Annotated in this window: 14 protein-coding genes and 1 pseudogene; 8 read left to right on the top strand and 7 right to left on the bottom strand. The window is 61.4% G+C overall.

Annotated features, from left to right (window positions below):
• Positions 1–122: 122 nt before the first annotated feature.
• Positions 123–851, top strand: a complete 729-nt coding sequence (locus VOI29_RS17055; protein ID WP_323781286.1) for an STAS/SEC14 domain-containing protein — start codon at positions 123–125, stop codon at positions 849–851.
• Positions 852–864: 13 nt separating this feature from the next.
• On the opposite strand, the gene VOI29_RS17050 is transcribed toward VOI29_RS17055, so the two are convergent.
• Genes VOI29_RS17050 through ccmI form a run of 3 tightly spaced genes read right to left on the bottom strand, consistent with a single transcriptional unit; the run spans position 865 to position 2,810 of the window.
• Positions 865–1,098 carry a DUF1289 domain-containing protein gene (locus VOI29_RS17050; RefSeq protein WP_323781283.1) on the bottom strand — a complete coding sequence of 78 codons (234 nt, stop codon included), beginning with the start codon at positions 1,096–1,098 and terminating at the stop codon, positions 865–867.
• 3 nt (positions 1,099–1,101) lie between these two features.
• On the bottom strand, positions 1,102–1,575 hold the full coding sequence (gene ruvX / locus VOI29_RS17045) for a Holliday junction resolvase RuvX (RefSeq protein ID WP_323781280.1): 474 nt from the start codon (positions 1,573–1,575) through the stop codon (positions 1,102–1,104).
• Positions 1,572–2,810 carry a c-type cytochrome biogenesis protein CcmI gene (gene ccmI, locus VOI29_RS17040; RefSeq protein WP_323781277.1) on the bottom strand — a complete coding sequence of 413 codons (1,239 nt, stop codon included), beginning with the start codon at positions 2,808–2,810 and terminating at the stop codon, positions 1,572–1,574. Before ccmI ends, ruvX begins: the two co-directional genes overlap by 4 nt.
• Positions 2,811–3,008: 198 nt before the next feature.
• Between ccmI and VOI29_RS17035 the strand changes: the two genes are divergently transcribed.
• From VOI29_RS17035 to VOI29_RS17015, 5 genes are all read left to right on the top strand, one after another.
• A complete protein-coding gene (locus VOI29_RS17035; protein WP_024089838.1) occupies positions 3,009–4,253 on the top strand; it encodes a sarcosine oxidase subunit beta family protein in 1,245 nt (414 codons plus the stop codon).
• 33 nt (positions 4,254–4,286) lie between these two features.
• Entirely contained in the window at positions 4,287–4,628 is a 342-nt protein-coding gene (locus VOI29_RS17030) for a sarcosine oxidase subunit delta (RefSeq protein ID WP_323781268.1), read from the top strand.
• 49 nt (positions 4,629–4,677) lie between these two features.
• Positions 4,678–7,710, top strand: coding sequence for a sarcosine oxidase subunit alpha family protein (locus VOI29_RS17025; protein WP_323781267.1), 3,033 nt, complete (start codon positions 4,678–4,680; stop codon positions 7,708–7,710).
• A complete protein-coding gene (locus VOI29_RS17020; protein WP_323781266.1) occupies positions 7,703–8,269 on the top strand; it encodes a sarcosine oxidase subunit gamma in 567 nt (188 codons plus the stop codon). Before VOI29_RS17025 ends, VOI29_RS17020 begins: the two co-directional genes overlap by 8 nt.
• 195 nt (positions 8,270–8,464) lie before the next feature.
• The gene (locus VOI29_RS17015) at positions 8,465–8,899 is read left to right on the top strand and encodes a hypothetical protein (RefSeq protein ID WP_323781265.1); all 435 of its coding nucleotides are present in this window, start codon (positions 8,465–8,467) and stop codon (positions 8,897–8,899) included.
• A gap of 274 nt (positions 8,900–9,173) precedes the next feature.
• Here VOI29_RS17015 and VOI29_RS24690 read toward each other — a convergent pair whose 3' ends face one another.
• The 3 genes and pseudogenes from VOI29_RS24690 to VOI29_RS17005 form a co-directional block, all read right to left on the bottom strand.
• Entirely contained in the window at positions 9,174–9,377 is a 204-nt protein-coding gene (locus VOI29_RS24690; protein WP_416361555.1) for a hypothetical protein, read from the bottom strand.
• Positions 9,317–9,628: pseudogene (locus VOI29_RS17010) on the bottom strand (hypothetical protein); the annotation flags it as partial. The pseudogene VOI29_RS17010 and the gene VOI29_RS24690, both read right to left, overlap by 61 nt.
• A 21-nt stretch (positions 9,629–9,649) precedes the next feature.
• Positions 9,650–9,808, bottom strand: coding sequence for a transposase (locus VOI29_RS17005; protein ID WP_323781264.1), 159 nt, complete (start codon positions 9,806–9,808; stop codon positions 9,650–9,652).
• A gap of 271 nt (positions 9,809–10,079) precedes the next feature.
• On the opposite strand from VOI29_RS17005, the gene VOI29_RS17000 reads away from it, so the two are divergent.
• The gene (locus VOI29_RS17000; protein WP_323781261.1) at positions 10,080–10,679 is read left to right on the top strand and encodes a superoxide dismutase; all 600 of its coding nucleotides are present in this window, start codon (positions 10,080–10,082) and stop codon (positions 10,677–10,679) included.
• A gap of 124 nt (positions 10,680–10,803) precedes the next feature.
• Positions 10,804–11,715: an EamA family transporter RarD gene (gene rarD / locus VOI29_RS16995; protein WP_323781258.1), complete on the top strand. Its 912-nt coding sequence runs from the start codon at positions 10,804–10,806 to the stop codon at positions 11,713–11,715.
• Here rarD and VOI29_RS16990 read toward each other — a convergent pair.
• A partial coding sequence (locus VOI29_RS16990) for a TIGR00730 family Rossman fold protein (protein ID WP_323781255.1) occupies positions 11,652–12,087 on the bottom strand: 436 nt, incomplete at its 5' end. The two genes, rarD and VOI29_RS16990, sit on opposite strands and share 64 nt — an antisense overlap.

Genomic DNA, 12,087 nt, shown 5'->3' with positions numbered 1-12,087 from the left:
ATTGTTGCCCTCCCGTAAGCGGCAAGCTGCCGGGTTACGCAGCAGATGCAGACCACCCGCTTGGACCCTAGCAGCCTGAGGCTGTAGGCTTGGACCAGCATTGTGAGCAAAGGGTGATTGAGATGATTGATATCGACACACAGATGGACGGCTCGCTGATTGAAATTCGCATGTCGGGCAGAATTCGCGGCGAGGACTACGAGGCAACGGTCGTGCCCGCCGTCGAGGCGGCCTTGAAGGAGCATGACCGGATCAGGGTTCTGGCGGTGGTGGACGAGGGCTTCGAGGGCTTCGATCTGTCCGCTGCCTGGGCGGATACGAAACTGGGCCTTGGGCACTGGCGCGGGTTTGACCGCTGCGCGGTGGCCGCGGATCAAAGCTGGGTGAAAACAGCGATCCGCGTGGCAGCGCCGCTGCTGCCCTGTCCGGTGCAGGTCTTTGCTTCGGACGAGGCCGACGAGGCGCGCCGCTGGCTGCGGGAGTCTCTGGGCGCGGTGCATGTCACCGATCTTGGCGGGTCCTGTCTGCAGATCAAGCTGATGGGCAAGGTCGATCCGGAGGTCTATGAGCGTGCAGGCCGCGAACTGGATGAAAAACTGCGGGAGCGCGAGGGGTTCCGGCTGCTGCTTGATCTGACAGAGTTCGACGGCTGGCAAGGGCTGTCGGCAATGGCGGCGCATTTCAGGCTGGCGCGGACACATGTGGGGCTGCTGGACCGCGCTGCCGTGGTCGGCGACAAAGGCTGGCAGCATATGGCGCAGCGGATCGCTGGCCGGATCCTGGATGCGGAAACCCGGTTCTTTCCCAGTGATGAGGCGGGTAGCGCCAAGACCTGGCTGGCGGCGGGCTGAGCCGCGCGCGGCGTCAGCGGCGCTTCAGCCGTGCGCTGCGGCCGCCGCGGCGCTTGACCAGTGTGCTGGCACGGGCTGGCAGGTCGTCCATGATGCCAGCGCGTTCTTCATTTGTCATCTTCGACCAGTCGCGGATTTCGTCGATCGAGCGGTAGCAGCCGGTGCAGATGCGCGCCTCCGGGTGGACGACGCAGATCTTGATGCAGGGGGACTGGATCTCGTCCCGTTTCCATACGTCGTCAGTCATCATTCACCCGTTTTTCAAATGCCGCATCCGGTCCAATGCACCCTGGAGGATATAGGAGGCCGCGACGTGGTCGATAACCTCTGCGCGGCGTTTGCGTGTCGTATCTGCTTCAAGAAGCGCTTTTTCTGCCGCCACAGTGCTGAGACGTTCGTCCCAGAAACTGATCGGAAGCTCGGTGAGCTGCCCCAGATTTCGGGCAAAGGCGCGGGTGGACTGGCAGCGGGGGCCTTCGCTTCCATCCATGTTGCGGGGCAGGCCCAGAAGGATGCCGCTGATGTCGCGTGCCTGGATGATCTCCAGCAGGCGGGCGGCATCCAGCGTGAACTTCTTGCGCTTCACGGTTTCCAGCGGAGTCGCCACCGCGCCGATCCGGTCAGAGACGGCAACGCCGATGGTCTTGGTGCCAAGGTCCAGCCCGATCAGCGCGCACATCGGCGGCAGGGCGGCGGCAAATTCTTCGAAAATGTCGTGGATCATTCTGCAATCCCTGTTTGGGCGGCGATGGTTTCCAACAGCTCCAGTGCGTCCTGGTCGGCGGCAAAGGCGCCGCGGGCTTCGTCATAGACCGTGCGGGCACGCGCGCTGTCGCCGAGCACCGAGAGGGCGCCGATCAGCCGGGCCCACTCCTCGGCCGAGCCGCCTTCGGATGCGAGCCGGTCGGACAGGCGGGTGACCATTCCGCGGATCATCTGCTGCCGGTCTTCGGCGCTGAGCCCGCTGGAAGCCGCCATGTCTTCGGCGCTGGGGCCGGGCAGAGCAGGGGCGGTTCCGCCGGCAGGAGGGATTGGCTGGTATTCAACACCTGCGCGGAAGGCCATCTCCTCGATCTGGCCCTGAATGCCCTTGATCCACGGCGCATCCGCCGGGCCGTCACGCAGGGTTGCAGCCCATTCGCGGTAGGCGAGGTCCGGGCGGCCGATCTGACCCAGCATCAGGCCCCAGTAATAGCGGGCCGGACCGTGTGCGGGATCAATGGCGCGTGCCTGTTGCAGGTCGGTCTGGGCCTCGGGAGAGACATAGCCGGCGGCAGCCATGATTTTCAGCTCGGCCAGCTCGGTGAAGTCGCGGGCGTTGACCTGACCCTCCGCCAGCCGGATGTAGTTGGTCTTGGCGGCATAGGCGGCCTTGAAGTTGCCGAGGTTGGCCTCATGCTGGGCCAGCAGGGCCTGGCCCTGGGCGTCGTTGTCGCGCTGGCCCGCGGTTTTGCGCAGCTGCTCCACCAGTTTGACATAGCCTTCTTCAACCTGGGGCTTGGGCAGGTCGGGCGCTTCGGCTTCAGCTTCGGATTGGGAAGGGCGGTTTTCGGCGCGTTCGCCAGCCAGCTGGATACGGTCCTTCAGGCCCAGGTCGCCATAACCGGGCGCACCCAGCTGCCAGTAAATCCCCAGCGTTCCGCCAGTGATCAGCAGCGCCGTGGCTGTGCCAATAACCAAAGACAGAGTCCGGGGCTGCGAGCGGCCTGACTGCGCCTGTTGCAATTGCGTGTCTGCGGCCAGGATGCGGCGGGAAATCTCGGTGCGGATCCGTTCGGCGTCGCCTGCGTTGATGACGCCGCGGGCGAGATCCCGGTCCACCTCCCGCAGTTGCTGGCGGTAGACGCGCAAGTCGTAGGCCGCGGCGGGTTCACCCGCAGTGCGGGCGCGAATAAGGATCATAGCCAGCAAAAAGGCTGCCGAGAACGCGATCAGGGCGGTGACTGTCCAGAAAATCATGCCGTCTCCGTGGTTTGGTTTTCATCTATATCCGGGGGCGGGCGAACAAAAGGGTCAAACTGCCACGCCCGGACACCGACTGTCGGAATACGAGCGCTGTATATGTCGCAATAGCTCAGAAAGAGGACGATAAACGGCGCTGGTCTGCCATGCGTTTCAGGCATACCCGCTAGCAGACACGAACCATCGGATTCGCTTATGAAACGCTATTCAGCTTTTGCCGTCGCGCGGGAAGCCCTGCGCTATCACACCGGATGGGAGCGCGCCTGGCGCTCGCCTGAACCCAAGCGCCATTACGATGTTGTCATCGTCGGGGCGGGCGGGCATGGCCTTGCCACTGCCTATTACCTGGGTAAGAACTTCGGCATCACCAATGTCGCAATTATCGAGAAAGGCTGGCTGGGGGGCGGCAATACGGGCCGGAACACCACCATCATCCGCTCGAACTACCTGCAGGATCCGTCTGCTGCGATCTATGAAAAGGCGCGCAGCCTCTATGAGACGATGTCGCAGGATCTGAACTACAACGTGATGTTCAGCCCGCGCGGCGTGATCATGCTGGCCCAGACCGAGCATGAAATCCGCGGCTACAAGCGCACGGCGCACGCCAACCTGCAGCAGGGTGTTCCGACCGAGTGGATCAGCCCGGAGCGGGTGAAGGAACTGGTGCCGATCATCAATTTGCACGGCCCCCGTTACCCGGTTCTGGGCGGCTTGTGGCAGGAACGCGGCGGCACCGCCCGCCATGACGCGGTGGCCTGGGGCTATGCACGGGCCTGTTCCGACATGGGCATGGATATCATCCAGAAATGCGAAGTTACCGGCGTGCGCACCGAGAACGGCCGCGCCGTGGGTGTCGACACCACCAAAGGCCCGATCGATTGCGACAAGCTGGGGATGCTGGTTGCAGGCAATGCTTCGGTCCTGTCGGAAATGGCGGGTTTCCGTCTGCCGATGGAATCCGTGGCGCTGCAGGCGATGGTCTCCGAGCCGATCAAACCCTGCATGGATGTGGTTGTGATGGCCAACACCGTGCACGGCTATATGTCCCAGTCCGATAAGGGCGAGATGGTCATTGGCGGCGGCACCGACGGGTTCAACAACTACACCCAGCGCGGCTCGTTCCACCATATCGAGGAAACCGTGCGCGCCTTGGTCGAAACCTTCCCGATGGTCAGCCGTCTGAAGATGCTGCGCCAGTGGGGCGGCATTGTGGATGTGACCGGAGACCGCTCTCCCATTATCTCGAAAACTCCGGTGCAGAACTGCTTTGTCAACTGCGGCTGGGGCACCGGCGGCTTTAAGTCGATCCCGGGCTCGGGCTGGGCAATGGCGGAATTGATGGCCACTGGCCACTCGCCGCTGACCGAAGAGTTCTCGATGATGCGCTTCAAGGAAGGCAAGTTCATCGACGAGAGCGTCGCTGCCGGTGTGGCGCACTAACGCTGCAAAATTCAATTTTACGGAGCAAGCACCATGCTGATCCTTGAATGCCCCTATTGCGGCGTCAAAGCCGAAGAAACCGAACTGGCCGCGGGCGGCGAAGCGCATCTGAAGCGCTTTGGCCCCGGCTCCACGGATGATGAGTTTCATGACTACCTGTTCATGCGCGAAAACCCCAAAGGCGTGCATTTTGAACGCTGGCGCCATGCCAATGGCTGCGGCAAGTGGTTCCACGCTGCCCGCTGCACCATGACACTGGAGGTCTTTGGCACCTACACTGCCCAGACCAGCGTGCCGACGCAGGAGATCATGGAAAAGATCACTGCCAAACGCCCGGGCTGGACCTGGCGCGAATTCTCGGACGGTCAGAAATGATCCGCCGCCTGACTGAAACACCTGCTTTTCCTTTGAAAGGTCTGCGCACATGAGCACGCGTCTTGCCAAGCACGGCCGGCTGATCGACCGCTCCAAACAGATCGCCTTCACCTTCAATGGCAAATCCATGAAAGGATTTGCCGGCGATACCCTGGCCTCCGCTCTTCTGGCCAACGGCCAGGTGATGATGGGCCGCTCGTTCAAATACCACCGCCCGCGTGGTGTTGTCGCATCCGGTTCGGAAGAGCCCAATGCGCTGATGCAGCTGGGAACCGGTGACCGTTACGAGCCGAACCAGCGCGCCACTACAACCGAGCTTTTTTCGGGACTGTCGGCAAATTCCCAGAACCACTGGCCGAGCCTGGAGTTCGACGTTCTGTCGATCAACAACAAGCTGAGCCGGTTCCTGACTGCTGGCTTCTATTACAAGATGTTCATCCACCCGCGTCCGCTGTGGAAACACGTTTATGAGCCAATCATCCGGAAGTCTGCCGGTCTGGGCAAGGCACCTGACGCAGAGCTGAAAGACGCCGACACCTACGAGCACTTCTACTTCTTCGCGGATGTGCTGGTCATCGGCGGCGGCGTTGCCGGACTGCAAGCGGCCAAGGCGGCAGCGGCCACCGGCGCCAAGGTTCTGGTGATGGAGCAGAACAACCATTGGGGCGGCCGCGCTCCGGTTGACGGTGGCACCATCGACGGTGAAGCGCCTGACGCCTGGATCGCTAAGACCCTGGCTGAGCTGGAAGCGATGGACAACGTCACCCTGCGCGACCGTTGCATGGGGTCAGGCGTTTATGACCACGGCTATGCCCTGGGGTATGAGCGTCTGACCGACCACGCGCCGGGCCAGGGCGGTCCGCGCCACCGCTTGTGGCGGGTCCGCGCCAGCCAGATCGTTACCGCAACCGGTGCCATTGAACGGCCGCTGTCCTTCGCGGGCAACGACGTGCCGGGCGTGATGCTGGCCGGGTCGATGCGCGACTATGTGGTGAACTGGGGGGTGAACCCTGGCCAGAAGGTTGTGGTTGCTACCAACAACGACGACGCCTATCGCACCGCACTGGTGCTGCATGAGGCCGGCGTCGAAGTGGTGCGTGTGGTCGATACCCGCGAAACCGGCGGCGGCGCGCTGATGGAAGCCGTTCGCGAAAAGGGTATCCGGGTTGAGCTGGGCCGTGCCATCGCCAAGGTGAAGGACGGCAAATGCGTGACCGAGGTCTCCATCTGCGCCCAGAACGGCGAAGGCGGTGCCCGTGAGGTCGTGCAGGCCGATGCGGTTGCCATGTCCGGCGGCTGGTCGCCGGTGGTCCATCTGTGGTCCCACTGCGGCGGCAAGCTGATCTGGGACGAGAAAAACGCAAACTTCCGCCCGGACGCCTCCCGTCCGCCGCTGGGCCATGACGGCAACGGCTTTGTGGTACCGGCAGGTGCCGCAAACGGCGAGTTCGGCCTGGGCGCGCTGCTGGAAGACGCAGCTGCGGCTGGTTCGAAAGCGGCTGAAGCAGCTGGCTTCCCGGCGAAATCCGTGGCGGCTGCCAAGGGTGTCTCCGAGGATGAAGTGCAGATGGAAGCGGTCTGGCTGATGCCGGCCAAGGCGGACATCAAACTGCGCATGAAGTCCTGGCTGGACTACCAGAACGACGTGAAAGTCTCCGACGTGCAGCTGGCTGCGCGCGAAGGCTACGAAAGCGTCGAGCACACCAAGCGCTACACCACGCTGGGCATGGCCACCGACCAGGGCAAACTGTCCAACATCAACGGTCTGGCGATCCTTGCGGACTCGCTGAACTCGGAAATCCCGTCGGTTGGCACCACCACCTTCCGTCCTCCGTACCACCCGATCTCCATTGGTGCGATCGCTGGCGAGGCGCGGGCCGAAATCTTCCAGCCGGTGCGCAAGACGCCGATCTATGACTGGATGGACAAGAACGGTGCGGATTGGGAACCGGTTGGCCAGTGGCGCCGCCCGTTTGCCATCACGCAACCGGGTGAGGACCGTCATGCCGCGGTGAACCGCGAGGTGAAAAACACCCGCGAGAACCTCGGCTTGCTGGACGCTTCGACCCTGGGCAAGCTGATTGTCAAAGGGCCGGACGCAGGCAAGTTCCTGGACATGCTCTATACCAACATGATGTCCACGCTGAAGGTCGGCAAATGCCGCTATGGCCTGATGTGCTCGGAAAACGGTTTCCTGATTGATGACGGCGTTGTTGCCCGCATCGACGAGGACACTTTCCTTTGCCACACCACCACCGGCGGTGCCGAAAGCATCCATGGCCACATGGAAGAATGGCTGCAGACCGAATGGTGGGACATGAAGGTCTATGTCGCTAACGTGACTGAGCAGTACGCCCAGGTTGCCGTGGTCGGCCCCAACGCCCGCAAGGTGCTGGAGAAGTTGAACACGCAAGCTGGCGGGGGCATGGATCTGTCGAAAGAGGCGCTGCCGTTCATGGAATGGCGTGACGGTCAGATCGGCGGCTTCGATGCCCGCGCCTACCGGATCTCTTTCTCGGGCGAGCTGTCCTACGAGATTGCGGTTGCGGCTTCCGAAGGCCAAGCGTTCTGGGATGCGCTGATGGAAGCAGGCAAGGAATTCGGCGTCATGCCGTACGGCACCGAGACCCTGCACATCCTGCGGGCCGAAAAAGGCTTCATCATGATCGGCGACGAGACCGATGGCACCGTGATCCCCCAGGATCTGGGACTGCACTGGGCGATCTCCAAGAAGAAGGAAGACTTCCTTGGCAAACGCGCCCAGCTGCGCAGCCACATGGCAGACCCCGACCGCTGGCAGCTAGTCGGTCTGGAGACTGTGGACGGTTCGGTGCTTCCGGACGGCGCCTATGCATTGGGTGAAGGCGTCAATGCCAACGGCCAGCGCAACATGATCGGCCGGGTGACTTCAACTTACTATTCCGCGACCTTGGGGCGCGGCATCGCAATGGGCCTGATCAAGCACGGTCCAAAGCGGATGGGCGAAGTGGTTGAATTCCCGGGCACCGACGGCAAGACCTACAAGGCCAAGATCGTTGATCCGGTCTTTTACGACAAGGAAGGGGAGAAGCAGAATGTCTAAGGCTGTTTCCGTACTGAACGGCGCACATTTCTCCGGCCTGGCCAAGGTCGAGGACGCGGGCCTGCAGGGGATGATCACCCTGCGTGGCGATCTGGGGTCTGCCGCGCTGAAAGCGGCTGTCAAAGCCGCCACCGGCGCCGGGGTTCCGGGCCAGGGCAGCATCACGGTTGCCGAAAACGGCGCCGCTGCCTGGATGTCGCCGGATGAGCTGCTGCTGCTGGTGCCCTATGAGGATGCAGTCGCCAAAACCGCGGAAGTGACCGCGGCACTGGCGGGCGAACATGCACTGGCGGTGAACGTCTCTGACGCCCGTGCCTTCTTCCGTGTTTCGGGTGAAGGGGCGCGCGAGGTGCTGGGCAAAGTAAGCCCGGTGGACTTTGACGCGGCGGCCTTTAAGGCAGGCCAGTTCCGCCGCTCGCGCTTGGCGCAGGTGGCGGGCGCCTTCTGGCTGCATGAAGACGGCTGCTTTTACATCGTCTGCTTCCGCTCTGTCGGAGAGTATGTGTTCAAACTTCTGAGCACAGCGGCACATCCACAAAGCAAGGTGGGTGTTTACTAAAATTTTCACCCTCTTTCTGCTTGTGACGCTATGACGCGTCATTTACGGTGCCCTGGAGACCTTCGGGGCACCGTTTTTATATATTTGGATGCCCCTGGAATTGCTCCTTAGCACTGATTGCAATTGATTGAATTGAAAAGCCTTTTCACGGTGGAGGGAGAGGCTGTTTGAAAAATAAGTTACAGGGAGCGGCTTATGAGCGTGCCTGCATACGGAATTCTAGCACTGGTTTTAACGTTATCCGGGGCGGGCGCCCGGGCGGAAGGCAGCTTTCAATGCGACCTGCAACCGATTTCCCGCGCGTCATGGATACCTGGCCGTATCAACGTGCGATTTTCTGATGACTTCACGACCGCAAAGGTCACCGATGCGGCGTTTGGGGTGTCTGTATCAGCCAGGGTTTCGCAGCGCAGCGCGACAACCTATGCGCTTAGCTGGTCGTTACCGATGCTGACGGACAGCGGGCGGGCAAAGCCGCGATTCAGGGCCGCCCTGAACACTGCAAACCTGAAGATGAGCATTCAATCGATCAACGTCGGCAGCACGATGCAGCCGCCGCGCGGTTGGGGCTCATGCCGCAGGGAGCCGTCTTTATCGCTGGTAGCTCAGAACCGCCTCGGGCGGAACTAGGCGCCCGCCAGACCTTGGGCGGAAATGTGTTGTTTGCAATGCAGTCATTGATTGCAATTGCTTTGGAACTGGCGTGCTTGCATCACATGCGCAGCAGGCTGAATGGAACAACCTGAATGAACCGATTGCTACTGGATGCGCGCATTCTGCTGGCAACCGCGTCCGCCGCAGCGGCGGAAGGAAGAAGCATCACTGAGCAACTCCCTGATCTTTGGGCAAGTTCCGGCGATACTTAAGCTGCTCTCTGCACCTGCTGACCGGTTTGGGTTTGTCTTTATCTCAGCCAATAGGCCAAGCTTGGGGGGACGCCAGGGGCGGAATATGGGCGCCTGCAGTTGTACAACTCGATCCCTTTGCCGACACCGGCCTCTGCCTCTGATCCGGTCTCCCAGGCGTACAGGTAGACGCATTCGTATTTCAGCGACCGCCAGAGACGCTTGACAAAGAAATTGTCGAGGAACCGGTCTTTGCCATCCATCGAGATACGCAAGCGGGATCGCGCAGCCGGTCAGTCCAGTCAAGCGAGGTGAACTTGCTGCCCTGGTTGGTGCTCATGATCACGGATGGGCAGAGCCTGGCGATGGTCTTGCTCAGCGGTTCCACGCTGAAATCGGTTTTCAGCGTTTTTGAGATACGCCAGGCCAGCACCTTGCGGTTGTGCCAGTCCATGATGGCGGCCGGATACAGGAACCCCTTGCGCATTGGCAGGTAGGTGATGCCGGCCGCCCACCTGGTTGGGGCGCGTCACCCTCAGGCCAGGCAACAGATAGAGGTGTGTTTCCAATGATGGATCATCGCCGGGTGAACGCCGAGCCGACTGGCCAGATCGCGGATAATCGGCTCGCCCTTCAACGCTTCCAGCGCGACCTTAGCTTTGAAAATGGGGCGATGTTTCTTCCGTTTCGGCATTGCTGGTCTCCTTCGCGTTAAAGATCAGCAGACAACAAACCGCAGCTTACGTCAGTGTCCGATGTTCAGGGGAACTCACAACGCGCCGCGCGGCAGCGGTAAATGCATCGGTAGGAGAGTCTGAGATCAGCATAGCACCAGCCGGACCGGGCAGGCTCAGCCTTTGTGCACATAAACCTTGCAGGGAAATGGGGCCTTGGCACTTGACCTGAAACCCGCCGCACAGCATGTATCTGATCAGGAACGTAATCTTATTTTACAGGGGGCCCAAATGGCTTTTGAACTTCCCGATCTTCCTTATGCACACGACGCCCTGGCCGCCAAAGGCATGTCGGCCGAGACCCTGGAGTATCACCACGACCTGCACCACAAAGCCTATGTCGACAACGGCAACAAGCTGATCGCCGGCACCGAGTGGGACGGCAAGTCGCTGGAAGAAATCATCAAAGGCACCTATGACGCCGGTTCAGTTGCCCAGAATGGTATCTTCAACAATATCTCGCAGCTGTGGAACCACAATCAGTTCTGGGAAATGATGGGCCCTGGCGACAGCGCAATGCCAAGCGAGCTGGAAAAGGCGCTGGTGGAGTCATTCGGCTCGGTTGACGAGTTCAAATCGCAGTTCTCCGCTGCAGGTGCCGGCCAGTTCGGCTCCGGCTGGGCCTGGCTGGTCAAGAACGCCGATGGCTCGCTGGCGGTGACAAAGACCGAAAACGGCGTCAACCCGCTGTGCTTCAACCAGACTGCTCTGCTGGGCTGCGATGTGTGGGAACACTCCTACTACATCGATTTCCGCAACAAGCGTCCGGCCTATCTGACCAACTTCCTGGACAATCTGGTGAACTGGGAAAACGTCGCCTCGCGGATGTAATCTGCAGGCAGATCAACGTCAGGAACGCCCGGTCATCCGACCGGGCGTTTCTTGTTTCGCCGGGCGGCCGGCGCGTATAGCGCACAACAGGCCGGCGGCGGGAACCTGAGGCTGGGAGGCAAAGATGAGTGACGCTGGCAAGGGTATTCTGGCAATGATCGCAGCCTGCCTGGTCTGGGGCCTGTCGGGGATCTATTACAAGGCCCTGTCGCATGTGCCGCCGGAGCAGGTTCTGTCGCACCGCGCGCTGTGGTCGTTCCTGTTCTTTTCTGGCGTGCTCCTGTTCCAGGGCCGGATCGGCGTCTTGGGAACAGCGCTGAGCACCAAGCGCAACGCGGTGTTTCTGGTCCTAGCAACGGCGATGATCTCGCTTAACTGGTTTGTCTTCATTTCGTCAGTGCAGACGGGCCACGCAACCGAAGCAAGCCTGGGCTATTACATCTTTCCTTTGCTGAGCGTGCTGCTGGGACGGCAGGTGTTCAGTGAGCGGCTGACACGGACCCAAGGAGCGGCTGTCGGACTGGCGGCACTGGCGGTTGCAGTGCTGTCATTCGGATTAGGGGCGGCGCCTCTGATCCCGTTGGTTCTTGGTGGCAGCTTTGCTCTGTACGGCGTTGCCAAAAAACAACTTTCTTTGGGTCCGGTGGTATCGGTCACCGCCGAGGTCCTGCTGATCCTGCCGGTGGCGCTGGCGGTGATCTGGCTGACTGGCGGCGCTGGATTTCTGGGCAGTACTGCCGACGCGGCAATGCTGGCGTTTTCCGGTATCCTGACCGGGCTGCCCCTGATCCTGTTCAGCTATGCTGCAAAACGCGTGCGGCTGGGCACCATCGGGGTGCTCCAGTATCTGAACCCGACGCTGCAGTTCCTGGTGGCGGTTTTGGTCTTTTCCGAGCCGTTCACTCCCTGGCACAGCGCCGCCTTTGCGCTGATCTGGAGTGCGGTTGCGGTGTTTTCGTTCTCGGCTCTGCGTCAGGAGCGGGCGTCGCGCAGGGCGGCAATGGCTGCTACCGGAGTGTCGGCCCAAATCAGATAATCCGCTGTGTCCTGACCGGCAAAACCCTGGCTGACTATATGGTTCAGCAGCTCGCGCAGCTTGTCCCAGTAGCCTGCGGTGTTCAGGATCACGATCGGCTTGTCATGCAGGCCCAGCTGGCGCCAGGTGAGGGCCTCGAACAGCTCATCCAGCGACCCGGCGCCGCCGGGCAGCAGAACCACCGCATCGGCGTTCCACAGCATGACCTTTTTGCGCTCATGCATGGTCTCGGTGACGACATAGGTTCTGACATCGGATTTACCGACTTCCCGCTTTTCCAGATGGCCGGGGATCACGCCGAAGGTTTCTGCCCCTGCGGCCTGAGCGGCGCGGGCGACCTCTCCCATCAGTCCGACATCGCCGGCACCATAG

The sequence above is a fragment of the Leisingera sp. genome (assembly GCF_034669605.1).
Taxonomy (GTDB): Bacteria; Pseudomonadota; Alphaproteobacteria; order Rhodobacterales; family Rhodobacteraceae; genus Leisingera.
Note: the sequence above shows the minus strand (reverse complement) of the source record. Positions and strands in the feature narration are given on the sequence as shown.

Bases quoted from the DNA above. Each gene is read 5' to 3' on its own strand.
- VOI29_RS17055 (WP_323781286.1), top strand. From the start codon at position 123: ATGATTGATATCGACACACAGATGGACGGCTCGCTGATTGAAATTCGC.
- VOI29_RS17050 (WP_323781283.1), bottom strand. From the start codon at position 1,098: ATGACTGACGACGTATGGAAACGGGACGAGATCCAGTCCCCCTGCATC.
- ruvX (WP_323781280.1), bottom strand. From the start codon at position 1,575: ATGATCCACGACATTTTCGAAGAATTTGCCGCCGCCCTGCCGCCGATG.
- ccmI (WP_323781277.1), bottom strand. From the start codon at position 2,810: ATGATTTTCTGGACAGTCACCGCCCTGATCGCGTTCTCGGCAGCCTTT.
- VOI29_RS17035 (WP_024089838.1), top strand. From the start codon at position 3,009: ATGAAACGCTATTCAGCTTTTGCCGTCGCGCGGGAAGCCCTGCGCTAT.
- VOI29_RS17030 (WP_323781268.1), top strand. From the start codon at position 4,287: ATGCTGATCCTTGAATGCCCCTATTGCGGCGTCAAAGCCGAAGAAACC.
- VOI29_RS17025 (WP_323781267.1), top strand. From the start codon at position 4,678: ATGAGCACGCGTCTTGCCAAGCACGGCCGGCTGATCGACCGCTCCAAA.
- VOI29_RS17020 (WP_323781266.1), top strand. From the start codon at position 7,703: ATGTCTAAGGCTGTTTCCGTACTGAACGGCGCACATTTCTCCGGCCTG.
- VOI29_RS17015 (WP_323781265.1), top strand. From the start codon at position 8,465: ATGAGCGTGCCTGCATACGGAATTCTAGCACTGGTTTTAACGTTATCC.
- VOI29_RS24690 (WP_416361555.1), bottom strand. From the start codon at position 9,377: ATGGATGGCAAAGACCGGTTCCTCGACAATTTCTTTGTCAAGCGTCTC.
- VOI29_RS17005 (WP_323781264.1), bottom strand. From the start codon at position 9,808: ATGCCGAAACGGAAGAAACATCGCCCCATTTTCAAAGCTAAGGTCGCG.
- VOI29_RS17000 (WP_323781261.1), top strand. From the start codon at position 10,080: ATGGCTTTTGAACTTCCCGATCTTCCTTATGCACACGACGCCCTGGCC.
- rarD (WP_323781258.1), top strand. From the start codon at position 10,804: ATGAGTGACGCTGGCAAGGGTATTCTGGCAATGATCGCAGCCTGCCTG.